Raw genomic sequence first — 25,870 nt, forward strand, 5'->3', positions numbered from 1 at the left:
TTCTACGTGACTGAACAAGCTGGGTGAGAACCGTTAGGGTAACATAGACCGGTTCTACGTGACCGAACAAGCTGGGTGAATCTACTATCATATGATCATCCATCATATCAATTTCTTCCCAAGCATCTTCCTTCATCGGGGCCCCGCATTGTTTACAATTCTTCATACGTTGAATCCTCCAAAGGGATCTGATTTTTTCATTTTAGTAGAATTCTTACATTTCGACGAAAATTGATTTCATCCATGATTGATCAAAGTTGTTGATTTGTTTTTTTATCCTCACTAATCTGTGTTAGCCGGTCAACCAACCGGTCAACAGTAGTTTGTCCTGAAGGGTTGGATTGGGTAATTTCTGTTACTTTATTCAACTGTTCTTTATTTATTTTACTAGGATTGCTTGCTGTACCGCCTTCACCTAATACAGTAGGAAATATAACCTCTGCCTCCGTTCCATGGACATTTGAGGGGGTTGCCGGTATATTCTGCCCACCGTTGTAAGACAGGTTATTGGTTATCACACCGTCAGGATCCGTTCTCACATAGTCATGGACTTGAACCAAGTTTTGCATATTTGGTGGCTTAGCATCTGGTCCATGATAGGATAAGTTGTTCGTAGGATCCCCATCCGGTGCGGTTCTTACATGGGCTTGTACATGCTGTAGATTTGATCCATTTGCTATGGCCGGATCGGAAGAATGACCTCCATTTGGTATAACATGATCTCCACTCGTCACAACATGACCATCCGTAAACGCTGCGTCATGGGCAAAGAAGTCTCCCCCAATATGCATTTTTAGGAATGGAAGAATAAATGAAATGATAATGAGTGGTGCGCTTCCCATGATCCCGAGTGCCGTTGAACTCGTATAACCTTGTTGGTACAGCCAGATCAAGACACTCCTCAATACAAAGAATCCAATGACAGCGACGATTACCGCTTCCATAAAAACGGCAGAGGAAAACCGGTACGACAACCATGAGTAAGGGTCCGAACTTATTTTAGCAAGGAGAGCTCCAGCAGCCCCATAGATGAAAATACCTGCTACAAAAGGTTTCCAATTCTTAATGACAAATCCGATTCGCCTAATAAAAAGGATAATCATAATGATGAATATAATGGGTGCCAATGGAGGAATGAGCGCCGATAGGGCACCTAAGATGAGCATATAAATAATCATGGTTTTTAGTAACCGAAAAGAGGTAACTAGAAAGAATACCACTAGCCCTATTCCTGCTATGGCTGGATGAAAGTACCCTAGGAAAAGAATAACAGGAAATAGAATAATAGCTGCGCGGTGATGGCCTGACTCTTTTTGTATGTTGGTCCAATCGGACATATCTGTCATTCCTTTCTATACATTTTAAAGCAAGGGACGGTTCTGGTGGCAAACAGTTAAAGCCGCTAGAACCGTCCCTGTGGTATCTATGCCAACACGGAATTGTCTGCTATTTCTTCTAGGACATTTTTTAAAGCTAGACCCATTTCCTCTTGTGAAGGGATAGAAATCTTCTCGCGTTTCTTTACTTCACTTTCGACTTGGTTTATTAATAGATTTCGTGCAAATTCTTTTCTATCAGAACTTGCAAACATTTCTTTCAAGGTAGAGCCAGTTAACTTATCTTTTAAGCTATCAATAATATTTTCCGCTTCCTTTTGGCTTAACAAATAATCCTCGGCCAATTGGGTAAATACTTTTTCGATAATCCGCACCATTTCGTCTGCATCATCTTCAATAAATTCACTTAGAACCTTGTTGGATACTTTATTTGCTGCCGTGCCACCAGCAAATGAGCCAAGTAATCCTCCTACGATTCCGCCAACGGCCGTACCAATTCCAGGGATCACTGAGCCTATGGCAGCACCAGCCGTAGCTCCTCCTACCCAGCCAGCCGTACCACCGGCAACGGTAGAAGCTGTGTTTGCCACATTTTTAAATAACTGAGCTCCTGAAATTCTTCCTCTAAAAATATTCACGACATCAACCGAAGATAAAACGGCAACAGAAACAGCCCCTGTGATCGCATTCCCTCTTAATAATTTGGCTGCACTTTTCATGGCTGCCGCACCGTAAATATTGGTTCCACTTCTAAAGGCATTCACTAACAAAGCTGATGCCTTAGGACCCATGATGTTCACTATTGCTTCTGAACTTCCGACTAATGCACTGTTTAATCCTGCTTTCGATAATTGGCTTGATAAAACAGCTGTAACAAAAGTGGTTCCACCGACCTTTAGCCCTGAGTAGGTTGCTGTTTTAATCGCTGTGGTAAAATCCTCACCATTCCAAACGCATGTGGCAAAGGTTAAAACAGTTGTTAACCCGAAGGCATTCGTTGCAATAATGGCACCATTGACAGAATCAAATGTAATGGACTCCACTGTACCTGCCGTTGCAATGTTTTTAGCCTGTTCATATGTAAAATGTCCTTTCCTAATGATAGTTTCTGCTTCATTAGGATCCGTAACTCCCTTGACTTGGCCCTTATTTATTCGTTCCTTCATAGCTTGTAATGCTGCATCATACTTATCAGATGGAACCTCAATTTGCATAGGCGAGCCGTCTGGATTAAAATATTTGAAGTTTTCATTTTCAAAGCATTGCTTAATACATTCACTACCACTTCTACAATACTTGGTTTGTATATTCACTCCATTAACCGATCTGTCCGCACCATTTTTAATAATTCTTCCTGTCGATGGATCGATATCTTCACCAAAGAATTCCACCTTTTTGCCCGTCACTTTATCATAAAGGTGATTCGCTCTTTCTGCTGCAAAGCCGTGTCCTCTAGGAGTATTAAATCGATCTTGCCCATATATAGTACTGGCATTACTTACATTTCCGTAGACTAAACCGCTTGTCTGAGAACCTACTATTTCTATAATTCCTAAGTTTATTTTATTTTTTATGTCGTTTAGTGTCCTTTCAAAATCGCAATCATTTGCTTCATATAATTTCGACACTTTTTTCTCACTAAGGCCCGTCATCGCTTGAATATCTCTTATACACTGCTGATCATACTCACTGAACATCGCTGCATCTCCCTCGTCGGTTGGATTTAACCTTTATAGTAGATATATCGGAAAATGTCATAAATTGTTAAGTGGTATCATAGGGAAATGGTATTTTTTGTTTTTTTGAGAAAGGAGTTCCTTGCGGGAGTAGGGGGGAGTAATTTTAATCATAGATTAATTAGTATAGCTCATAATAGAATTTCAAAAAGTTCTGAGGGCAAACCATCCCCCAGAACTTCTTATCCACTAACCAAGTATTTTTATCACATACTCACAATGCTCATCGCCATTTACATTACATTTCACTTCCCGAACAATCACTTTTTTATCATAAATCAGAGAAAAAGCGCCTTCTAAAATAGCCCCTTCTAAATCACATGTCATATTCCCTTCATGAATGGGAAGGCCTTTACAGAAGCAATCTTCAATCTTAATATGAATCTCATTTTCTGTAGCTTGGATAATGGTTGGAATGCCGATTTTTAGCTCCTTAAAAATATGTAACGCATCCTCGATGGTTTGAACAGGGAGGCTTTGACCAATTTTTCTTCCTACAGCCATAGTCGTGTTTTTCCCATTCATCGGTAAGCCTTGATACATCCCAATTAATCGGATGGTCCTAAATAATTCGAGGGGAATCATATTTCCTAAGGTGGGTCTATCAATCTTTTTTAAATCTTCATACGTAAAAATTTCCATGGGTGAATTCTCCTTTTTCTTTATATCATTTATTCTTACAAAAAGAGAATTCCATTTCCTTGATATACATCAAGAATTCAAGCGGATGAAGGGTAATGATACATGCTGAATTGGAAAATCTACGGTTTGCGGGACTTTGTCGAAAATTGTTAATAAATGTATTAAGGTTTTGTTAAGAAATAATGATTATTATATCTAGTAAATAGGTAATATATTACACTTTTAAATGAAATTTACTATGGAGGGAATCGTATGTATAAGATTGATGTTGATCATGAGAAAAGACAATTCATGATCACCCTAGAGGGTTCACTAAATATGGAGGAAAGTATCGCTTATTCGGCAGAATTGGAGAGTAATCTATCAGAGAAAGACTTAAGTGATTATTATTTGATTGTTGATACTTCGGATTTAAAGATTAGTTCTCATGATTTAGAGGATCAAATGAAAAGGGGAATGGAAATGATTTTTTCTACCCCATTTAAAGCGCGCTATAATATCGTCCCTAAAAGTGCTGTTATGAACATGCAAGCCAATCGTGTGGGAAAAGAGTTTGAACTGAAAGAGAAATTTATTATTGTTCAGTCGTATGATGAGATTCTAGTGACAGGTAAGTAATTAATAGAGAGGGGGGTATCCATTTTGGGTACCCCCCTTAGTTTCATGTCCATTTTTAATTATGCTTACATTCAAGGTGTCTTAACTTATCGTATGACACCTTGTTAATTAATCGTCCGATTAGTATCGAATGAGGGGGAAGAATGAAGAAATAAGGCAATTCACAAGTAATTGTTTTTATTTGGAGAATGATAGGGGAAATGCTTGTTAAATTTACGACAAAGTTTTTATTCGTAATCTAGGAGGAGAGCTTTGTTCATGCGGCTTCTAGCATTTTCAATTAATCGTTTGAATAGTATAGCACATAGGGAAGAGTGACGAGTTTTGTCTAACGTTTATCTTTAATTTAATATTTTCGACAAATTACTACACATTTTTTGCACACTATTTTGTACTATATTTATATATCTATGAAAATAGTTCTAGTGATTTGGTCTTGTTATTAGGAAATTATATGCTTTTAAATATGGGAGTGACGTTCCAATCTGCCTGATTTGAAAAGGCTGTCGGCTTTTCCCCCTGCCCATTCGGCGCAGACAAAATTAAAGGTCCCCTTTCAATCGGGAACGGCAGAGAACATTTTAGCCATGGGCTTAGGCTCAGCGGTAATGGGAGTTGTCTGATTGGCGGCAGGCTGGCATACCCTTGTTTATGCCATAGCAAATATGTTTCCGCCAATTGATTCAGGCGTTTGTGAAACAACTCATATATGTGAATGAAGCGCTTGAGCAGTTAGCGTTAGAAGGTTAAATCATCAATATACGGTACTAGGAGAGAAGAGCATGGCAAAAACAGAATTACAAAATGAATTTAATGATTTAGTTAAATCGATCAGTGATGAAGTGTTATCCTTAACAGTTTCAAAATCAATCGAAAATGCTTCGGTTGTTTTCGAGAAAAAAATGCCTGAGCTTAACCGGCACGTCGATGAATTAAGAATAGCCCTTGAGAGTTTGCGGCAAGTAAGCCAGAGTATCTCCCAATACGAGGGAAATCAGAAAAATCGGGATACCATTGTCCTCAATCGTTTCGATATGATTAGTAAACAAGCGGATTCAAATGGGATCAAGGCGGACGCCATCAGCGAATTGGTGATCGAAAACAAAACGAGGATGGAACACCTTCATCAATCGAATACCGAAACATTGGACTTGGTCCGGAACGATATCAGAAAAAATCATGATTCACTTGAGGAGAATCTCGACCAAACGGGCTTAGATCTTGAAGCAAAATTGCATACGAATAAGAAACTGGCGATTTCGAATCTGATTTTTTCGATTGGTTCATTTGGATTGTTAGTCGTCTGGCTGCTCCAGTCACTCGGCATTGTCAAACTTTAGGAGGTCTATTCGTTATGGGTACAAAACAGCTTGACGTGGCATCGCCTGGAGTGGAACTCTATGAAAAAGTTTTTCAAAGATTTCTGACCGTCTTGGATCAGGACCAGGATATCATATTAAGTAAACAAATTAATTATTATGAACAGCTAGTCTCCTCTTTTAGGGAAGATCTTGATTATTTAACCATAAACCAATCGAAACATAATAAGGTTTCCCGATTATTGGAATCATTGGCGGAAGATGAAGGGAATTTTCATGACCTTGACAAAAGCCTCCATGACTCTTTCATGCTTTTTATCGTAGGGATGGGGAATTACGGGAAATCGACCTTGATTAATGCCCTTTTGGAGCAGCCGGCAGCGGAAACCGATGTTCTGCCAAAGACGTGGAAAATCGATGTGTTTCGCCATGATCTGCCTGAAGGAAAAGCCGTTTTGCGGTTTAAGGATCAAATCGAACAGGAATTGACGGTCTCAGAAGCCAGACTATTCATTGAGCAGGAAGAGAAAAAGCGGGAGAAGTCTGAGAAGGAAATCGGACAAATTTTAAGAAAGGAAAGAGGCAATTTAAAAAGCAAAGAGGCCTATGACGAGTTTCAAATCAAGTTAAGGCGTGAAAAGCTTTATGTATCACATTTAATTGAGGTTCATTGGGGAATCAAAAACGGATATAGGTTAAATGATTTTCATATTGTTGATACACCGGGATTGACGCAAAATATCATGGGTGAAATCCAGCATAGTATTAATACATACTATCATAAAGCGGACGGCATCATCTGGATGCTCGATGCCCAGGTTATTGCTGCCAGGGGAACAATGGATTTGGTCGAGGATTTGAAAAAAAGCCTGGCCACAGTCGGCGGAGAGCAACGTGATAACATCATCGCGATCTTAAATCGGATGGACCAGGTGCATAAAAATGCGGGGCAGGAAGGGGTTCAAAACGTTATCCAGGTCGCGAATTCTATCTTCAAGGATTATTTTAAAGCGATACTTCCGTTTTCTGCCAAACAGGCCTTTGAAGGCATTATGGCAAATGACCGGGAGCTGATGGAGAAAAGCGGGATTCAGCAGCTGCATCATCAGATCCATAACCAATTCAGAGTGAATGCGAAACGGATTCAATTGCAAAAGAAGGAAGAATCCATGAAATCATATGGGCATCAGGTCAATCGGGTCGTGGAGGAATTTATCGAAGCACTTGAAGCGGATTATCACAAATTAAAATCAGACCACCAAAAATTCCTCGATGATATCGGACGGAAGAAGAGCGAGTTCATGAAACAGATTGACACGGTGCTGAAGGGTTATGAAAAGAAGGTAAAGGGGCATATCTCCTCTCGCACTTCCACTTTATTTGATCTTGGCTCCATGCAGGCCAAAGAGGACTATGCGAAAAATAACATATTTGAATCGGATTCCATTTCGGCACAAATCAAAAAGCTTCAGGAAGAGATTCTAAGTCAATCGAATGACTTTATGCAATTTTACTCCAAAAAGCTGTTTTTCACGGAGTATCCGCATTTGCAGGAAAATGTACATCAGATGGATATCAAACATCAAATTGGATTGAAAATTGACCTGAAGCACCACCAATTTAATACAGATGGATTTGCGATTGGGTCAGGGATTGCTGGTTTGCTTACTTCATTAGTCCTCGGGCCCATTGGTCTATTGATTGGCGTTGCCAGTTTCTTCGGCGGTGGTTATCTTGCAAAGCAAAGTAAAATTAGTGACTTAGAAAGCAAGCTGAATAGTGCCTTAAAGAAAACCATTGAAGATATCAAAGGAAAGTTAACATCGATGGTGGACGAGCTGCTCGGAACTGTTGAACAGGAAATTATTGTGGCAGCTATGAAATCGTTCAACGATGTGTATGGAATCATCGGGCAGAGTCTCGGTCTGTATGAATTTATGGAAAATATTGAGGATTTTCTGGAAATCAGTAAAGAGTTTAGCGCAAATATCATTGGACCGGCTCCTGATCAACGCCCAGCGTTAAAAGAAATTCTCTTGCTGCAAAAGAAAGAAAGGATGAATGTGAATTGCTAAACCAATTGAATTCCGTACATAGCCTTTTTAGCCGCTCACCGCTTTTAGCCAAGCAGAACCAGCAAATTCCGTACGGTGACACTGTGCTATCAGAGGTAGAGAAGCTTCGAAATGAAACCGAGGTGTTATTGGAAAAGGTTTTAAATCCTCTTAAGATTGTCTTGATGGGGGAAGTTAAGGCAGGAAAGTCGACCTTGTTAAACTCCTTTTCCGGTGCCCAGGTCTCGCCGACCAATGTGACGGAAACGACAGCGAGTATTATTGAAATCAAGCACAGTCTGGAACGAAAAGGCCTGATTGAATTGCATGACGGTGATGCGATTACCGGGACAACAGACGATGTTTTTGCTGTCCTGAAGCAGGAAGAAGGCAACCAAGAATTTTTTACAAATGTTTCCGTTGTTAAATTAAGCTATCCGCTCGCCAATCTGCAAAAGCTCCACCTTGTTGATACTCCAGGGCTTGCCACGATTACCGAAGAGAATCAACAAAGGGCGGTCGATTATATTCAAAACTCCGACGTTATCCTCTGGGTGTTCAACGCCCACCATATCGGCCAGCTCGACGTCGAGGCTGAGCTTGAAAAAGTGAAATTTTATGGAAAGCCGATTATCGGGGTAGTCAATCGGATTGACGAAATCGACGGCAGTCCGGAGCGGGTAAAAGCGTATGTAGAGGACCGGTTAGGGTTTTTCCTTGATGAAGTGTTTACATTATCCGCATATCAGGCGTTTAAAGGATCGCTAGAGGGAGACCAGAATCTTGTCGTGGAGTCCGGTTTTGCGGAGTTGATGGACTTTTTGGAAAGCAAGATTGAAGCGAATCACGATGAGGTTCAGGAAGCGAGTCTGATTGGCTCTGCAAAAGCACTGATTGAAAAGTCAAGATGGCAGCATCAGCTTGTGGTCAATTCATTCGAACATACCTTAACTTCGATGAAGCAAAGAAAAGAAGAGCTGAGCTATTACAATGAAAACATTAAGCGCAAGATTAAAAATGAACTCGAAGAATGGCTGGTCGTCCAGTTTTTAGTGGATGAAAAAGAGGAACTGTTAAAAATGGTGGACCGCCTCGGAGTGTTTTCTGGTAAAGGTGACCAAGAGGCCATCCGTTTCAGAATGGAAGAAATTCTTTCGAATAAAGCAATTGAACAAAAGTTGGCGGAAGAATATGATACATTAAATCGCTTGTTCCGGAACGAATGGGAGTCAGCTATCGAGAAAATCGGCGAAAAGATTGCTATTGAGGCGGAGGAATTTGCTGAAAAACAGGAAATGGCCTTAATAAAAGCAGATCTTTCCTCCTTCATAAGAATCCCGCAGGGCGAAAACGCGATTGCCGACGGAGCGATGAAGGGAGTGGCCATCGGCGGTGCCTATGGGGTAGCTGCCTCTGCTTATGCTGCCGTCATCGGGCCATATGCGGCTACCGTCACGATTGGTTCCGCTTTGGGAGCTTTTTTGCCGCCGGTACTTATCATTGGTGCCGTTACCGGGGCCGTCACCAAGCTGGTCTTATATAAAAAGAAGAAAAATGAATACTTCCATCAAATTGATAAGTCAATTAATGAATTGAAAAACATTGTCAAATCTTCCTTTGCGCAAAACCTGATGGGGCAGATCGAAAAGGATTGTAACGAAACAGCCAAGGGGCTTTACGAGAAGTACAGTGAATTACTCTCAAATGGTTGGACAGAGCCGGAAATTACTGCTTTTCATAAGGAAATTAATCAATATCAGTCGGAGTTGTTTTTGTTGGATAAGCAGTTTGAGTTGGTTGGGGTTTAGAGAAGAGACCAAGGGGACGGTTCTGGTGGAACTTGTCTTCCGTAAGTAGTTCATTTTAATAAAAATAATTAAACGATATGCCGCCTTTTTGCTGTACTGACGGGGGCAAGAGTGAATACGGGATCGCTTGCGGGCGGTCCTTTTTTTCGAAATAAGACGCATTCTACCTAACTTTGATCCAAGAGAAGGAGATAGCTTCTATAAAATTAGCGAATCACAGTATACTAAGCTCGAAAAAATGCTTCGAGAAAAACCAATGAGAAAAGTATAAATATCAAGAAATCCGGGATTAAGGAGGCCTTTTTGAGTGGTTTATGGATTGTTAAATATTATTTTCTTTTGTTATCTTTATAGTTTTGCAGAATATATTCAATTCACAGGATGAATAAGTTAGATGGTATTATATACCTGTTATTGTTTCTCTGACTTTAGTAAAAATGAGGGATATGATGGAACACGAGAAGAGATTACGGAATATTCAGATGGGTCTATCGGGAGATGGGAGATTTCCTATACTAATGGAAGCAGGTTTGGTTACCGGCAGTCAACCATTAGCCCATTGGATGGCTCAACAATTTAACCATAACTTTGATGATTATGATACGGCGATTGATGCGGTCTACAATTCGACTCATGTAGGAGGTTCTTCCTATCACCATTTGCTTGATGGTCAGCACACTGTATGGGGGGCTTTTCGCGCAGTCAAGGATGTAAAGGCAGACGACTCTTTTCTGACGGAATTTTTACAAGCGGGTGAGCATTTAATGAGGGATGTTACCTCTGTTTCAGGAATTAGTCCCTTCTTCTCGCTCTCAACGGAACAATGGGATGCACTAGCTTCTATTGTCATGCCATTTGGGATTTCTAAACCCTTTTTAGTCGATGCCTTAACGGTTAATGGACCTGAGTTATTGGGAGGCACCATTGCCCTATTATCGACCTTATTAGTAGGGAAAAGACAAGATCCATCCACTGTGTCTAAACTTTCAGGAGCTTATGTTCTCTCTTCCATTGCGAGTGGTAACCCAGTCCTATTCCCACTTGCTGCCGGTGGTTTAGTCTATTCACTTATTAAAAGTGAAAGTAAAAAGGAGACGTTGATCCAAGGGGGAAAGGGAGCGATTGTTTCTGGAGGAGCGCTACTTGCCGGCAGTTTAATAGGTGGTCCCATCTGGATTGGTTGTTTGGCTTCCGTCGCCGCGGCTATCAGCCTTAACTATGCTCTTGAAAATCCGGAAAAGACGTTTACTAGAATGAAAGAACTCATTAAACCCACATCTTCCATTCTCCGAAAGGTATCTTTAGCAATAGGGTAGGTGGCAATATGGATTTTTTATATAAAATGGAAATTTTAGAACTAGAAGCGTTTCAGTCGTTCTTTTCTGAAATAAAGAAAGTAGACACCCAAATGGGTTTCAACATTGAGAAATCCTTACAAGCAGCTGTAAAGGAAAGTCATGAGCTCGTTATGAATGCCAAGACAAAAGATCAGCTGTATATTGGATTAATGAAGGAACAGTTACATATTCAGGCTCAGAGCAGCCAGTATTTAAACATAACCGATGAAATGACGTTGAAAAAGAATAATCTGCTTGAATTTATTCCAAAGGTTTATCACCGTTTCATGAATGAAGTGGAGCAGGAAATGATTCGTTTTATTCAGCAAAAGAAACGAGAGATGCATCACGAGATCGACAAGGACGGTGCCTGGTATAGCGGAATAAGGGATACCACAAAGAAAAGCGGGGAGCTTTATAATTTTGCGATTAACAAGATTAATGTATTTTCAAAGGATGTTCAAGGAAAAGGAGTTATTTCTGACCAACGTTTAGTAGATACAAAGACGATTGTGGAAAAAGTACTCGAAAAGCATTTAAGTACTCAAATGGTGACGGATCAAGTGAGTAAAATTTTTGAAACGGCGATAGAAGAGTATAAAAAGGCATGGATGCATCAAATTGAGGATAATGTTCCAGACATGAAAAGGATTTCTGCTTCTTCTCTTACACAGACATCGAAGGCAAATCTAAGGATAAATGTTCAATATGGGGAAGCGGAAAAAGTATTTGCGATGGGAATTGGATCAGCCGTATTTGGGACAGTGGGTCTTGCGATGGGGTGGCACACATTGACTTATGCCATTTTTAACGTTTTTCCTCCCATTGCCATCTTTGCTGCACTGACTACTGTCTTGGTGGGAGTATTAACCAAGGATAAGGCCGTTGAGAAACGAAAAGAGGATATTAATGAGGCGGTAAATAGGTATCATCATTTCTTTTTACAGCAGCTGTATGTTTTAAAATTACCTGAACTTGAGAATAAAAGTGTTTCTGAGTATATTGAGCACAAGGGCCAGACCATTGTCGATGAGACGGTAAAAGAATGGGAAAGGAAATACTTAGGCAACTTGAAAATGGATCATTTTCGGCAGTTAAATCAGGCATTTATGAGACATCTTATGTATGTGAAGGAAGTGATGGAGGAACTAGATTAGTAGGAACCAGAGGGACGGTTCTGGTAGTTGAGAAATTTCTATGCGCTAGGTGAACCGTTCCTTTGGCTTTTTAAGCTCTCTTACCTTTCACGGTAATACTTTTTAATTTTTCAAATCTTGAAACGTACCCATTCAATAGTTCATTATCGAAGTATTGATAAACACTTTTAATTTCTGTGTTTTTTGGTAAATCTGTATCTCCTTCAAAGGATTTACTCAGATAAATAGAAGTCAGTTTATTGCATTGGTGCCGAAATTTGAAAGCATCTTTTAAAGCTTCCCTATAGCCTAAGTTTACAAGTATCCAATGCTCTCTATTCAATGAAATATCAACTATATATTTATTTTTTTCCTTTACGGAGAAACCACTTTTTTTAGCAAAATCTAAAGCATATTCATCCGGAGTTCGCCCTTCAAATGCCTGCCGTAATTTATAATTTTTTTTGTTTATGTCCACTAATTGGTAAACCAATTCTACCAAAATATCTTTTGAATTCTTCTTATTTAGTAATGTGGTAATGCCTTCGATATTACCGCTAAGGAATTTCTGTTTTACTTTTTGTATTTCATCATTTCTTTGAAATATTGTGATTGGCATCCCATCTTTTGTAAATATGATCCTAAATTCGCTTTTTTGCTTTTTTTTTATATCAAATACCTCAAAATCAAATTTATGTCTTTCTTCGATATAAGAATAGTCCATAATATTCACATATCCCAATAGCTTTTGATTCATATCTTCAGTCCGTATAACCTGTTGTTTAAAATCCACTTCTTGGGGGTTAAAGTTAATTTTACTTAAGATTCCCCAGTTATATCTCTTTCTTCGTTGGTAATCTTCATGATCTCGTGAATGGGTATCTAACCATTTTGAATATGTGTCCTTAAACGGAATCATACCTTTCAAGATAATACCTCCCACCTTTTTCCATATTTCTATTAGATTTTTACAACGTTATTAGTTTTATTATAGTTTTTCCTTTAGAATTTCTCTAAAGTTATTTGAGAAATACCCTTTATTTAATCCATCCTCCAATAAATCTAAAAGTTCACCCTCTGTAAGATTAAGTGGTCTTGGCTGAGGATAGAATGTACTTGCAACTGAATATTGTTGTGGTGGATGGTTGTTACGCTTCTTTCCGTTGTGGGAAGGAGTGATAATCATGGAAACATTTCTTGAAATTCTACGAGAAGTTCTGAAAGGGATTATGCGAGAAATAAGTGCAAATTTCTTCGGAAAGCAGCTTTAGAAAACAAGAAAACCACCCTGGCTGTCGTAGTCAATAAATACAAGAAACATAGCGTTTTGATTAAATCCATCCAGTTGGAAGCAGAGATTAAGCCAAGGGGTAGGAGAATTATTTTTGGGGACAGTCCCCCGTTGCTTTAAAGCGGTGGGGGACTGTCCCTCGTACGTATTTCGTGATTATAACGGTCCTTTATACCTATATTTTGCCCAGTCCCATTTTTCTCTCACTGAATATACTTTCATCAGGAACAGTGAAGGGAGAGAGGGACAATTAAAAATTCAAGGATATTTTTGGGTATCTTTTCAGTCTTTGCCTTAGCCTTTTTGATTTTAATTCCCATCTATAAAGAGCATCAATCCAAAAACACAGCTGCTCAACCAACACAACAGCAAACGCAACAAAAACCTTCTAGCCAACCATCCAAAAATGATCAACAGAAGCCCCCTAGCCAGCCTGAAGAGAAACCTCAAAAGCCAGATGAAAATAAACCAGACAATTCCAAGATTTATTGGGGTGTAGATACAGCAAGTGAAATCGACCAAGCCTTTTATCAATGTGTCAAGCAAAATTACGGAAAACCGGATGTGGTCGGAAGGTATATCGGGAATAACCCAGGTGCCTCGACAGGATTAACAAAAGAAGAAGTTTCTTTCTTTAAAAAACAAGGGATAAAAATCATACCGATCTATAATCACTTTTCAGACGCAACCACTTATAAAAATGGGGTAGCGGAAGCAAAAGCAGCCATTGATCTTGCCAAGGAACTTGGGATCCCTGAGGGGGTAGTGATTTACGCGGATATTGAACCTAAGTATCCAGTGGATGCTGCTTTCATTCAAGGATGGGTTGAAACCATATCTTCCTCTCCTTACAAACCAGGAATATATGGCGTTTTTCTCGATGGTAAAGAATTAAGCAACGCTTATAATGAGGTCATTGCCAAAAATAAAGATTACAAAAATAAGATTTTCATATGGACCAGTAATCCAGAAGTAGGGACGACTGTAAAAGACAAAGCCCCTACTTACAATCCTAAAACTCCAGATTCCATCCAAGCATCCATGTGGCAGTACGGACTGGAAGGAAAACAGTGTAATATTGATACAAACCTCATTCAATCGGTGGCTTATTCGGCTTCTTGGTAAGGAAACAGAAAAAATTGTTAGGTTCAGACCAAGGGGACGGTTCTGGTGGTTCTTTTGTGGGCCTAGAGAATCGTACCTCTGTGGTTTCGTAATATTGAAAGATATTATTCTCTCCCACCACAGTTATTGATACTGTGGTGTTTTTTGTGGAGGAGTGGATATAGTTTAGTAGTTGGCGAGTAAAGTGGGGATAGTGACGAGTAAAGTATGAAGGTTGACGAGTAAAATGAGAAATAGACGAGTAATCGTAAATTTAGACGAGTAATCCTCTGAAAGTGACGAGTAATGAGGCTAAGGGGGCGGTTTCTGTTTAAGTTTTCTCAGTAGATGAAGCCAGTTATCGACAGTTTTTTCGCAGTTATTGCAGTAAGAATGCAGTGTTATCAAGGACTTTAGCCACTTCTAATCAAACGTTTGGTTAATATCGGATGAGAGGAGATAAACGAGAAAAAAGTCGTCTAAAGAGAAAAGACCAGTATTTTGTTGATTAGAGGGGGAAATTGCTGGTAGGATGCCGACATTCTTTTTATTTCTTTTTAGATGGAAAGCGCATGATAGTGAAGATGATGCACTTTTTAACTAAATGATTGATTAGTATAGCATATAGGGAAAACAGTAAAATCATGGCGAAAGAGAGAGGGCTTGAGGTGGAAAAACCATGAGAACCGTCCCTCTGGTTTCTAGAAATAAAAGAATAATGAAATAGCTTGTTTGAGACTATGAATGAATGGTTTGAGGACGATAGTAAACATAGTTAAAAGTGTTCCTAGGATTGCATAATCCCAAAATTTCATTTATGTTCCTCCTTGTAATGAGGTTTTCTTAGGGAAAGTATAAACCTTATTTGTAAACTCAATATTGTTGAAAGGTAAAGGATTTATAAAGATCTGTATATTTACTGTTAATGAACGGTGGGCTTTACATGTGCTTCAAGCTGAGGGTTAATGAAAAAGGCGGTTCTTGTGGTAGAACCGTCCCTCTTGCAATTGGGCACCTGTCGCAATTAATTACTTGCCAGTCAGGATTTTGATAAGTTCCCCCGCCACAGTCCTCGATAACTGTGGTTGGCGAGTAAAATGGAGGGATTGACGAGTAAAGTATGAAAATTGACGAGTAAAATAGGAAAACTGACGAGTAAATCATACATTTGACGAGTAAAAGATCGAAAGTGACGAGTAAGAAAGGAAATCATATTAAAAGGGTAATTTTAACGAGTCATCAAGAGGTGATCAACACATAATTTGTGAGAAAGATACTTAAACTAGGCTATACGCCTGGCTTTTTAGCATGTAGGAGGAATTCTAGTGCAGGCAACTTTCAAATTTATCGAAGATTGATAGGATATTTGAAGGAGGTAAATTGTAGAAATAATATTAACGGCCAAATCTTGACATTCTTTTTAGAGTTTTCGCAGTAAGAAACCATTGCCTGCATGGATTTAACCTTCCACTAACCAAACGTTTGATTAGTATCGGATAAGGGGGAAGAAGAAGGAAAGAAGTCGATCAGAGAGAAATAAGGGCTATTTTGTGGAATAGGGTGGAAACAGGCGGAAAGTTGGCCGACAATTTTTATACCTTTTGTGATGTTAAAATAGCGATATCATTGGGTTTATGCTCGTTTTAATTAAACAATTAATTAGTATAGCTTATAGGGAAAATGATTGAAAAATGAAGAAAGATAGGATGGTAGGGACTGTTGTGCGGGTCTTTTAGTCAAAGCCACGAGAACCGTCCCTGTGCGTGGCGGGTCAGTCCCCCATCGCTTTAAAGCAGTGGGGGACTGTCCCCTTTTTTGAAATTATTTTTTGAGAATCATTTCTTTGTAGGAAGTAATTTTATGATCTAATATTTTATTTGTTTCTTCCAGTGTCTTTAGCTGGCTTTCGATCGAACGTTTATGATCTTCTAAGAGTTTTAATCGATTAATTGCTGTATGTTCTCCTTCCGTATACAAGTAGGCATATTCTTTTATTTTTGTGAGCGGCATTTGCGTCTCTTTTAATTTTAAAACAAATTTTAGCCATTGAAGATGGGATTCAGCATATGTTCTTTCTCCGTGTTCATTCCGATCTGGAAGAATAATTTTCTCTTTTTCATAGTAACGCAATGTATGTGCGCTGACTCCTACTAGTTGTGCCACTTCTCCAATTGTATACATAACAACCTCCATATTTAACCAATACTAATCTGATGAAAAATAGTTTGCCTTAGAGTGTACTCTAACCAATATAATAAATCCGTATCAGCCAAACAATCCATTATTATGAGTATAAACAAAATAGTAGGAGGAATAGGAATGATGAAATATACAGTTATTACAGGTGCAAGTTCTGGGATTGGGTATGAAACAGCTCTTGCATTTGCTGCTCGTGGAAAAAATTTAGTCATTGTGGCACGTAGAACAGAGGAGCTTGAAAAACTAAAAATAGAAATCGTGAAAGTAAATGCAGAATTAGATGTGGTTATAAAAACAGCGGATTTGTCTCATACGAAAAATGCGTATACCTTATATGAAGAGTTAAAGGAATACGAAATTGAAACGTGGATTAATAATGCTGGGTTTGGTAATTTCGCATCTGTTGGCGACCAAAATTTAACTAAAATTGAGACGATGCTTCATTTAAATATTGAAGCGCTAACGATCTTAACTTCACTTTATGTGCGTGACTATTCAACTGTAGAAGGAACGCAAGTAATTAACGTTTCTTCAGGTGGCGGCTATACAATTGTTGGAAATGCAATCACTTATTGTGCTTCTAAATTCTATGTAAGTGCCTTTACTGAGGGACTTGCACATGAATTAAAGGCACAAGGTGCAAGCATGCAAGCAAAAGTATTAGCGCCTGCTGCAACTGAAACTGAATTTGCAAAAGTATCGAATGACTTAGAGGAAAATGTTAAATTTGAAGGACTTCTTCCAAAATTCCATACAGCTAAAGAAATGGCTGGATTTATGCTTGATCTTTATGATAGCGAAAAAGTAGTTGGCATTGTCGATGGTGTTACGTATGAATTTCAATTAAAGGATCCCATTTATCCTTATGCAGTAAGAATGAGAAACTAAAGACCAAGGGGATGCTAGCTATAAATAGAATATAAAAAAAAGCAAGGGTAGAATGCCCTTGCTCATGTTAATTATATGTAAAAAACTTCTCAATTACATATTGGTAGTGTATCCTAGTCCATAATACAAATAAATTTAATTGGATTTGGACAATTTACCCTCTTATAAAAACTAAAAAGGTGAACTTGTTACTAAAATAGGTAAAGGTGATACCAATGAATATTGAAAAGTTTCCGGTCATCTTTGATTTAGATGGTACCTTATTTGATTGCAAAGAACTAACGAATCTAACTTTTCCCCGTACGTTAGAATTTTTAGAGGAACGGCATCCGAATCAACTCGAATTTAAATTTTTCCCTAGCTATGAACAATTTCTTGGGATGGTGACCGATGATATTTTTGCTATTCTATTACCCAATGCCAGCATGGAAATCATCGAAGAAGCGAAAGAGATCCTAATTGATGTAGAGTTTGAATACATCCCGAAGGCGGGAAAACTATTTCATCATGTGGAAGAAACATTGAAATCTTTACACGCTGATGGGTACCCGCTGTATATAGCTAGCAACGGAAGTAAAGAATATGTGCATAAAGTCATCGAGGTATTTTCGTTGCAGCCATATTTCGTCGAACTCTATAGTGCCGGAGGCCAAGAGACCAAAACGAAAACCGAACTCGTGGCCAAACTATTACATACCTATCCAAGTAAAAACAAGGGTGTCATGGTGGGTGACCGTCATTCCGATATTGAGGCAGGAAGCCTAAACCAGCTCACAACGATCGGTTGCGAATATGGCTTTGGGGATGAAAGGGAAATCAAGGATGCGGATATATTGGTCAATCGTATCCAAGATATCCTGCCAATTATTAAGAAACTATCAGAAAAGGATCCGGTCTAACCGAATCCTTTTTCTTTTGACTGAATCTGAAAATTTCCAACCCGTTTGAATTGTCAGTATACTTCACCAATATTGGTGAATGAATTTGGACTGTAAACGGTTTCAAACGAGGACTATACTTTTATCAAGGGTCCTCAGTATTTATAAATACGAATAAAGCGGTGAAGAATTTGTTAACAGCGAGAGAAATTCAGATTGTAACAAAATTACTGGAAGCTGAAAAAACGCTTCGGACAAAAGATTTATCTGCAGAGTTTCATGTAAGTACGAGGACGATTAAATCCGATTTAGATCAAGTCCGAAAATGGTTTCAACAGCAAGGAGTTACTTTTCACGCCCAGTCTAACAAAGGTTATTGGGTTGAAAGTAATGAGAACGAAAGGCTGAAACTCTATAAAGCGTTAATGGAAATGAAAAGTACATCCTTATATCCTGATCAAAACATCCGGATTGAGAAGATATTATATTTATTTTTTTCACACAAAGAGTATTTAACGACGACTCAGATTGCGGATCATTTACATGTGAGCAGGAATACGGTGATCAGTGATTTGAATTATTTAGAGGATTTCATCCAACCTTGGATGGTTACGCTGGAGCGAAAACCGCGGATAGGATATAAGCTTGTCGGTGATGAGATTCATATCCGGTTGCTATTCGAACATGTCATCCAAGAAAGCTTAAGCCATTTCGATGTCTATAAAATCATCTCCCAATTAAAATCGGAAGACTCCAATGATCCGACAAGTGTGTACATTCAGGAGATTCAGCAAGAATTTGAGCATGTGATTGGGCAGATCCGCCAAGTCCTAACGGATGATGAACTCAAAGACGTTCCGAATGCGGAAGTATTATCGATCCTGATGCGGCTGATTATTTTCTTAGTCCGAATTGAATCTGAATATACAATTGGGAGCTATCGGTTAGTAAAAAAGGGTCAACATCATTCCTCTACCTCTTCGAAATTTATCTTTGAGGTGATGAATCAACTCTGTCAGGAATTAGATTATCCGATGCTTGAGGATGAATTTCTCTACGTCCATCGCAATTTTTTATTAGAAGACAAGGAACTGAATCTCTTAAAGGTGACAGAGGAAATGATTCGTTATGTTAGTCAAAAAGAGCAAGTTCCTTACGATAAGGACTCCCGCTTACTGAATAATTTGTTGACCCATTTATCATTACGATTTGAGAAAAATAAAACGTACGTAACCGAAGTAAATCCGTTTACAAACGAAATAAAACGAAATAACACATCCTTATTTGTCAGTATAAAAGAGGCCTGTGAAAAACTGTTTGGCAAACATTCATCTGCCATTAATGACTCTTTTCTTTCTTTTATCGCCCTACACTTCCTCGTTTCTTATGAAAATGGGTTTGATAAGAAACCAAAAATCAGAGCTCTATATGTATGTTCAACAGGACGAGGGGTTGCCCGGTTGATTAAAAATCGGGTGGAGCGGGAAATTGGCGAAATCAACATTACCAGCTACTGCTCAGTGATAGAAGTCGATGAAATCAGTAAAAACGAGGATATTGATTTGATTATTAGTGTTTTCCCGATTAAAAAATCAAAAATCCCAGTGGTCATGGTCGAACCTGTTCCAACTGAAGAAAGTATCCAAATCATACGGGAAAAGGTCAATGAGCTACTAAAGAATAAAGTGAGTGATGGGTGTTTTACAATTGAAAAAAATGAGCCTTCAGTAAACAAGGACTATGAAATGATCAGCCAAGAAATTATTGTCAAAGGCTTTGAAATCTCCTATGAAATTTTTGAATTATTAACGGATAAAATTTCGGAGGAACGAAAAAAGGGTTTACAAGTCCATTTGTTTTTAATGGTTCACCGTTATTATTTTCATCAGCAATACGACCAATTTATCCATCAATCAAAAGACCATCATGATGAAGCGATATTAACCCAAATCAATGAAATTTTACAGCGGCATAACATTTTTATAAATGAAACAGAACGTAATGCACTATTACCATACTTTCAATGATTGGATGTGATGAAGAGATGAGTGAGACAACCATTTTAAAAAATGGCTGGGTTTTCGATATAGATACTGAAACCTTTGTCAAAAAAGATGTCTATATCGTTGGTGGGAACCTAGTCAGCATGGTGGAAGCTGATGTAGCTAACCCCGTTGAAATAGATGTCGAAGGCAGTTATGTAGCACCAGGATTTATTGATATGCATGTCCATGTGTTTGAAACTAAAACAACCCTCGGGATCAACGCGGACCGGGTTGGAATTGAGCAAGGCGTAACGACGATTGTCGATGCCGGAAGTTCAGGGTTGGAGGATTTCCAAGATTTTAAACAGATGATTATTCAGCCAAGCCAAACAGAGGTCCTTTCTTTTCTTAATATTTCCAAGCAGGGGCTCTGTAAGGGATTATCGGAATTGGCGGACATGAATGATTTAATGTCAGTCCAAGAGTTAACAGAGATTCTTGCAAAAGAAAAGAATATTGTGGGTCTAAAAGCGCGAATGAGTGCTTCTGTTGTCAAAGATAATGGAATCAAGCCATTAGAACATGCGCGGAAACTAGCCGATGAATCGAACCTGCCAATCATGGTTCATATTGGAAATGCCCCGCCTGAGATTACCGAAGTCCTTCCACTATTGAAAAAAGGGGATATCGTTACCCATGCGTTTCATGGAAAGAAGGGCGGCATCTTAAATAATAAAGGGAAACTTATTCAAGAAGCCCATGAGGCGATTGAACGAGGTGTATTGTTTGATGTCGGTCATGGGACATCAAGTTTCTCTTATCAAACTATGAAAGCGTTTAAGGAAAACTATCACTATCCTTTCTCAACAAGTACGGATATTTATATTGGCAACTATGACAAACCAGTCGGCAGCTTAATGACCACGATGTCAAAACTGCTTGCAATTGGTTATTGCTTAGAAGAACTTGTTGCGTCTGTCACGAGCAGACCGAAACAGGCATTAGGACTAGCGGAGCAAGGAAGCCTCGAACCTGGTACAAGAGCCGATGTGACGGTCTTTAAAGTTGTGGAACAACGTCAAACACTGATAGATTCGCAGGGTGAGGGAATGATTGTTGATAGAATGATAGTTCCGCAGCTAACAATTCGAGATGGAAAGGTTGTTTTTGAATCAAATGAATACTGAAAAGATAACCGAAGAAATGCAGAACATACTTGCAAAAAGTGGAGATAGTAATCGGTGTGAACAAGTGTTTGATCTTTCCCAGACACTGTGCGAGGCGGAACAAATAACCATGACAGATGTACAGAAATTGTCGTTGTTATCCCATTTGTCAGCGATGGTACACCGCTCTTTAACAGGGGAACAGCTTGCACCGATTGATCGGGCATTGTTTTCCGAAATCTCAACCCAATCTTTTACGATTGCGAAAAAGATAAAAGAGTTCCTTCCTAATTTAGAAGAAGATGAAATTTATTTACTATCGATTCATTTTGAAGTAGCCAAACAAAATTCATAACAAAGGGAGATGTCAATATGAGTAATCAAGTTGTAGTAGTAATCGGTGATCGTTTAGGAAAGGGCCAGAATGTAGCAAAGGGCGTCGAAGCTGCAGGTGGAAAAGCAATTGTTGTAAGTGGCTTTGGAGCAGATATGCGTTTAGGTGACGAAATGAATGCACATAACGCAACGATTGGTATCTCATTTTGCGGCAGTGGCGGTGCTGGGGCGATTACAGCTCAATCGAAGTATGGTTATAAAGCAAGATACGGCATGCGTTCAATCGATGAAGGAATTACAGCAATCCGCGATGGCATCAAGGTGTTGGGCTTTGGCTTTATGGATGTCGAAGAGCTAGGAAAAAGACTTACTGAAGAATACATTAAAGTCAATGGATAACTCGATGCATAAAAAATTAAAGCATAAAGTCCGTATTGAAGGTAAAGGGAATACAAAAGAACACGCCATCGCCAATGCACTTGGATTGATTCAAAAAAAAGTAAATGCCGAGCTTAAAGGTATGATCATCCGTATTGAACCGGTGCAGATTGAGGTCGTTGAAGCAATTGAAGAAACGTATACCGAGCGCTTCATGATGTTACTTTTTCCAAGAAAAAGAAGTCAATTTAAGTTAGTAATGGATATTGAAGTTGACCTGTTCATTCTAGATACAGACAAAATACACTTTATTGAAAAGAAAAGGTAAGAGAGGAGATGAATTTATGGAATTTCTAATCGTATTAATGAAATCAATCATCATCGGCGGATTAGTTGGTTTTGGTGTCGGTGCAGGTGCCGCACGTATGTTTCACGCTCCAAAGGTTCAAGGGATGGGGGCGTTTCGAACACTAGGAGAATTAAATGCTTGCGCTGGTGACGCTGTATCCCACTTTTCCTTTGGTCTAGGGTTCTTCTTTAATGCATGGGCATCATCAGTAGGTGCAGGGGCATTTACCCAAGATGTGGATCACAGGATTATTCCAAACTGGGCAGCAGCTTTTCTTATTCGTAAAGGAAAACGAGTAGAGGATACCCTTCACAATCCTAAGAAAATGGCGATTGTAGGTACCATTGTGGGAGCGATTGTTGTTGGATTTTTAAATTCAACGGCGGCAGCGATTCCAGAATCGATGCAAGCGATTGCCGTTAAGGTATTAGTACCTGCAGCGAACTTATTAATTAATCCGGTCATGCCTGTTATTTTCTGGCTTGCGGCATTGGATGCAGGAAAACGTTCAGGAACATGGGGGACAATCTTTGGTGGACTTGCTCATTTGATTATGGGGAACGCAGTACCAGGTGTTGTTCTCGGTATTTTAATTGGTAAAGGTGTAGACGATAGCGGTTGGAATCGTGTGACAAAGACTTTATTAGGTTCAGTAATTGTCCTCTTTGTTTTAAGTGGATTCTTCCGCGGATTCGATATGAACTTCATCCAAGCTGTTCATTTAGATGTTCCTGCATGGTTAACAGATTTACATTCTCTAATTAGTGGAGGAGGAAAAAAATAGATGGAAACTATCAATACGAAAAACTTTTGGTTTGCTGATTGGTCCTTCCCAATTTTTGTTGCCTTTTTATCATCTGGAATTTTCGCTGGAACACATATGTATTATGTTCATCATATTGGTGCATTTAATGACGTAGCCATCGTTGCTATGCTACAAGCAGGGATGGAAGGCGGAGGTTATGGTGCAGCTGCAGCCTTCGGGGCAAGCTTTTTATTCGCTCGAGTGTTGGAAGGCTCGCTTGTAGGGATATTAGATATCGGTGGTTCTTTACAAACAGGTATTGGTATTGGCGTTCCGGCGTTAATGCTTGGTTCAGGCTTTGTAGCACCGCTAACGAGTTTTCCACTTGCGCTTATCACAGGTGCCATTCTCGGTTTACTTGTTGGGTATATTGTTATCGGTTTGAAAAAGTTTACCGTTGGAAAAGCAAACTCTACGTTTGGTTCTGATGTCATGATGGGTGCGGGTAACCAATCTGGCCGTTTCTTAGGACCACTTATTGTCTTATCAGCATGTGGAGCATCGATTCCAATCGGTATTGGATCAATTATTGGCGCAGCAATCTTCTATGCATGGAAAAAACCTGTAGCTGGTGGCGCGATTTTAGGTGCCATGATTCTTGGGGCTTTCTTCCCAATAACTTTGGAGTGATAAATAATGGAAACTTCTATATTTGAAACATTTGGATTGAAAAAAATTATCAATGCCAGTGGAAAAATGACAGCACTTGGGGCATCCGCAGTAACAGATGAAATTGCGAATGCATTAAAGAATGCTGCACAAGGTTATGTCGATATTGATGAATTAATGGAGTATGCAGGAACAGTGATTGCACATCATACTGGAGCAGAAGATGGCTGCCCAACCGTTGGCGCGGCAGCTGGAATCGCGATCTCCACTGCATCGGTCATCACTGGCAAAAACTTAAGCTTAATCGAAAGAATGCCTCATTCTGAAGGATTGAAGAATGAAATTATTATTCAAAAAGGTCATAATGTCCATTTTGGCGGCAGAATTGATCAAATGATCCGTCTAGGCGGCGGTGCGATTGTTGAAGTGGGGAATGCCAACAAGGTCGAAAGCGATCATATTGAAGGCGCCATTACCGATAAAACGGCTGCGCTCATTTATATCAAATCACACCATGCTGTGCAAAAAGGAATGCAATCGATTGAAACGATGCTTCAGATTGCTAAAAAACATCAGATCCCGTTGATTATTGATGGAGCAGCTGAGAATGACTTTAAAAAGTATATTGCGATGGGTGCAGATATTGTCATCTATAGTGGCGGAAAAGCATTAGAAGGACCAACATCAGGGTTTATCTGCGGGAAAAAAGAATATATGGAAGCATGCCGTAAGCAATATAAAGGAATTGGTCGGGCGATGAAGGTCGGTAAAGAATCCATCTCAGGATTAATCGTTGCCTTGAATCAATACCCATTCAAAGATGACGGTGTTGATGAGCAAATTAGCAGCATGACTAAACTCTGTGAAACTCTCAATCAGGTGGAAGGTCTTTCATGTACGATTAAGCAAGATGAAGCTGGTCGTCCCATCTACCGGGCACAGATTGAAGTGAAAAAAGAAGCTGGTATTTCTGCAGAACAATTGTTACACAAGCTTGAAATTGGTAATCCTGCAATCTATTTACGTCATCATTATGTAAACGTTGGAATATTGTCAGTTGATCCACGCCCACTTTTAGTTGGCCAAGAGGATATTATTGCAGAACAAATTATTTCGATCATCAAGGAGGCAAAGAAATAATGTCAAGTAGCCAAAAAGTGATTTTTAACTGTTTAGCAAAAGATGTTGAAAATGCAAAAGAAATCGTCAAGGTGGCAGGTGACCGCGTCCTGATCGGAATCATGGTGAAATCTTTTCCAGATACCCAGAGTGCGATTGATGAAGTAAAACTTTATCAAGAAAATAACATCCCGGTTTCTGTAGGCTTGGGGGCAGGTGACCCGGCTGTTTGGAAACAGGTTGCAGATGTTTCAGCAAAAACGATACCTAACCATATTAATCAAGTATTCCCTGCATCAGGTTATACTTTAGGTCGTATGGAAGAAGTAGGAGCACAAAATACGATTATTAATGCATTAATTAAGCCTTCTGGAACTCCAGGACAAGTTATTATTGCAACAGGTCCAGATAGCTCGCGATTTGAAGAAACGGTTTCAGCTGAATTAGCAGCGGTTACGTTAGCGGAAATGGGTGTTGATTCCGTAAAATTTTACCCGATTGATGGGGAAAAGCGTTTAGACGAAGTAGCTGCCATGGTAAAAGCCGCGGTAGGAGCAGGCATTAAATACTTTGAACCAACTGGCGGGATTACATTAGATAATGTCGAAGTAATAGTTAAAACCTGCTTGGAAAATGGAGCTGAAGTGGTCATCCCTCATTTATACACATCGTTAATCGATAAGGCAACTGGTGAAACAAAGATCGAAAACATTGAGAAGCTAGTTTCAATAGAGTGGTAGATATAGTGTAGATTGGGGACAGTCCCCCGCTGCTTT

24 protein-coding genes are annotated in these 25,870 nt (G+C 39.3%); 18 read left to right on the forward strand and 6 right to left on the reverse strand.

Annotation, left to right across the window (positions count from 1 at the left end; all coding sequences use genetic code 11):
* Nucleotides 1-251: 251 nt before the first annotated feature.
* The 3 genes from ABES03_RS16805 to ABES03_RS16815 all read right to left on the reverse strand — a co-directional run bounded on the left by ABES03_RS16805 (nucleotide 252) and on the right by ABES03_RS16815 (nucleotide 3,715).
* Nucleotides 252-1,337: a hypothetical protein gene (locus ABES03_RS16805; protein ID WP_430118750.1), complete on the reverse strand. Its 1,086-nt coding sequence runs from the start codon at nucleotides 1,335-1,337 to the stop codon at nucleotides 252-254.
* 86 nt (nucleotides 1,338-1,423) lie between these two features.
* A complete protein-coding gene (locus ABES03_RS16810) occupies nucleotides 1,424-3,034 on the reverse strand; it encodes a hypothetical protein (RefSeq protein ID WP_430118751.1) in 1,611 nt (536 codons plus the stop codon).
* A gap of 228 nt (nucleotides 3,035-3,262) precedes the next feature.
* Nucleotides 3,263-3,715: a V4R domain-containing protein gene (locus ABES03_RS16815; protein WP_430118753.1), complete on the reverse strand. Its 453-nt coding sequence runs from the start codon at nucleotides 3,713-3,715 to the stop codon at nucleotides 3,263-3,265.
* Between the two features lie 252 nt (nucleotides 3,716-3,967).
* Between ABES03_RS16815 and ABES03_RS16820 the strand changes: the two genes are divergently transcribed.
* The 6 genes from ABES03_RS16820 (at nucleotide 3,968) to ABES03_RS16845 (ending at nucleotide 12,008) form a co-directional block, all read left to right on the forward strand.
* Nucleotides 3,968-4,333: a hypothetical protein gene (locus ABES03_RS16820; protein WP_430118755.1), complete on the forward strand. Its 366-nt coding sequence runs from the start codon at nucleotides 3,968-3,970 to the stop codon at nucleotides 4,331-4,333.
* 782 nt (nucleotides 4,334-5,115) lie between these two features.
* Nucleotides 5,116-5,673 (forward strand): hypothetical protein, encoded by a 558-nt coding sequence (locus ABES03_RS16825; RefSeq protein WP_430118756.1) that lies wholly within the window; start codon nucleotides 5,116-5,118, stop codon nucleotides 5,671-5,673.
* Between the two features lie 14 nt (nucleotides 5,674-5,687).
* On the forward strand, nucleotides 5,688-7,727 hold the full coding sequence (locus tag ABES03_RS16830; RefSeq protein ID WP_430118758.1) for a dynamin family protein: 2,040 nt from the start codon (nucleotides 5,688-5,690) through the stop codon (nucleotides 7,725-7,727).
* The gene (locus ABES03_RS16835; protein ID WP_430118760.1) at nucleotides 7,721-9,514 is read left to right on the forward strand and encodes a dynamin family protein; all 1,794 of its coding nucleotides are present in this window, start codon (nucleotides 7,721-7,723) and stop codon (nucleotides 9,512-9,514) included. Before ABES03_RS16830 ends, ABES03_RS16835 begins: the two co-directional genes overlap by 7 nt.
* Before the next feature lie 449 nt (nucleotides 9,515-9,963).
* Nucleotides 9,964-10,830: a hypothetical protein gene (locus tag ABES03_RS16840; RefSeq protein WP_430118762.1), complete on the forward strand. Its 867-nt coding sequence runs from the start codon at nucleotides 9,964-9,966 to the stop codon at nucleotides 10,828-10,830.
* Nucleotides 10,831-10,838: 8 nt separating this feature from the next.
* Nucleotides 10,839-12,008, forward strand: a complete 1,170-nt coding sequence (locus ABES03_RS16845) for a hypothetical protein (RefSeq protein ID WP_430118764.1) — start codon at nucleotides 10,839-10,841, stop codon at nucleotides 12,006-12,008.
* A 70-nt stretch (nucleotides 12,009-12,078) separates the two neighbouring features.
* Here the strand turns inward: ABES03_RS16845 and ABES03_RS16850 are convergent, their stop codons facing one another.
* Both ABES03_RS16850 and ABES03_RS16855 read right to left on the reverse strand, forming a co-directional pair.
* Entirely contained in the window at nucleotides 12,079-12,915 is an 837-nt protein-coding gene (locus ABES03_RS16850) for a hypothetical protein (RefSeq protein ID WP_430118766.1), read from the reverse strand.
* A gap of 60 nt (nucleotides 12,916-12,975) precedes the next feature.
* A complete protein-coding gene (locus ABES03_RS16855) occupies nucleotides 12,976-13,173 on the reverse strand; it encodes a hypothetical protein (RefSeq protein WP_430118768.1) in 198 nt (65 codons plus the stop codon).
* A 375-nt stretch (nucleotides 13,174-13,548) separates the two neighbouring features.
* Between ABES03_RS16855 and ABES03_RS16860 the strand changes: the two genes are divergently transcribed.
* Nucleotides 13,549-14,403: a glycoside hydrolase domain-containing protein gene (locus ABES03_RS16860; RefSeq protein ID WP_430118770.1), complete on the forward strand. Its 855-nt coding sequence runs from the start codon at nucleotides 13,549-13,551 to the stop codon at nucleotides 14,401-14,403.
* Between the two features lie 1,800 nt (nucleotides 14,404-16,203).
* Here the strand turns inward: ABES03_RS16860 and ABES03_RS16865 are convergent.
* Entirely contained in the window at nucleotides 16,204-16,563 is a 360-nt protein-coding gene (locus tag ABES03_RS16865; protein ID WP_430118771.1) for a MerR family transcriptional regulator, read from the reverse strand.
* Between the two features lie 141 nt (nucleotides 16,564-16,704).
* Between ABES03_RS16865 and ABES03_RS16870 the strand changes: the two genes are divergently transcribed.
* From ABES03_RS16870 to ABES03_RS16920, 11 genes are all read left to right on the forward strand, one after another.
* Nucleotides 16,705-17,469: an SDR family NAD(P)-dependent oxidoreductase gene (locus ABES03_RS16870; RefSeq protein ID WP_430118791.1), complete on the forward strand. Its 765-nt coding sequence runs from the start codon at nucleotides 16,705-16,707 to the stop codon at nucleotides 17,467-17,469.
* Nucleotides 17,470-17,684: 215 nt separating this feature from the next.
* On the forward strand, nucleotides 17,685-18,368 hold the full coding sequence (locus ABES03_RS16875; protein ID WP_430118773.1) for an HAD family hydrolase: 684 nt from the start codon (nucleotides 17,685-17,687) through the stop codon (nucleotides 18,366-18,368).
* Nucleotides 18,369-18,538: 170 nt separating this feature from the next.
* The gene (locus ABES03_RS16880) at nucleotides 18,539-20,374 is read left to right on the forward strand and encodes a BglG family transcription antiterminator (RefSeq protein ID WP_430118775.1); all 1,836 of its coding nucleotides are present in this window, start codon (nucleotides 18,539-18,541) and stop codon (nucleotides 20,372-20,374) included.
* 17 nt (nucleotides 20,375-20,391) lie between these two features.
* Entirely contained in the window at nucleotides 20,392-21,519 is a 1,128-nt protein-coding gene (locus ABES03_RS16885) for an amidohydrolase/deacetylase family metallohydrolase (protein WP_430118777.1), read from the forward strand.
* Entirely contained in the window at nucleotides 21,509-21,853 is a 345-nt protein-coding gene (locus ABES03_RS16890; protein WP_430118793.1) for a PRD domain-containing protein, read from the forward strand. Before ABES03_RS16885 ends, ABES03_RS16890 begins: the two co-directional genes overlap by 11 nt.
* A gap of 17 nt (nucleotides 21,854-21,870) precedes the next feature.
* Nucleotides 21,871-22,233 carry an SFCGS family glycine-rich protein gene (locus ABES03_RS16895; RefSeq protein ID WP_430118779.1) on the forward strand — a complete coding sequence of 121 codons (363 nt, stop codon included), beginning with the start codon at nucleotides 21,871-21,873 and terminating at the stop codon, nucleotides 22,231-22,233.
* Nucleotides 22,234-22,237: 4 nt separating this feature from the next.
* Nucleotides 22,238-22,540: a DUF4312 family protein gene (locus ABES03_RS16900; protein ID WP_430118781.1), complete on the forward strand. Its 303-nt coding sequence runs from the start codon at nucleotides 22,238-22,240 to the stop codon at nucleotides 22,538-22,540.
* 16 nt (nucleotides 22,541-22,556) lie between these two features.
* On the forward strand, nucleotides 22,557-23,345 hold the full coding sequence (locus ABES03_RS16905; RefSeq protein WP_430118783.1) for a DUF4311 domain-containing protein: 789 nt from the start codon (nucleotides 22,557-22,559) through the stop codon (nucleotides 23,343-23,345).
* Complete coding sequence (locus ABES03_RS16910; RefSeq protein WP_430118785.1) at nucleotides 23,346-23,996, forward strand: DUF4310 family protein; 651 nt, start codon at nucleotides 23,346-23,348, stop codon at nucleotides 23,994-23,996.
* Nucleotides 23,997-24,002: 6 nt separating this feature from the next.
* Nucleotides 24,003-25,115 (forward strand): DgaE family pyridoxal phosphate-dependent ammonia lyase, encoded by a 1,113-nt coding sequence (locus tag ABES03_RS16915; RefSeq protein ID WP_430118787.1) that lies wholly within the window; start codon nucleotides 24,003-24,005, stop codon nucleotides 25,113-25,115.
* Nucleotides 25,115-25,834 carry a KDGP aldolase gene (locus ABES03_RS16920; protein ID WP_430118789.1) on the forward strand — a complete coding sequence of 240 codons (720 nt, stop codon included), beginning with the start codon at nucleotides 25,115-25,117 and terminating at the stop codon, nucleotides 25,832-25,834. Before ABES03_RS16915 ends, ABES03_RS16920 begins: the two co-directional genes overlap by 1 nt.
* Nucleotides 25,835-25,870: the final 36 nt, after the last annotated feature.

This window comes from Neobacillus rhizosphaerae, assembly GCF_050477885.1.
GTDB classification, from domain to species: domain Bacteria; phylum Bacillota; class Bacilli; order Bacillales; family Cytobacillaceae; genus Neobacillus; species Neobacillus rhizosphaerae_A.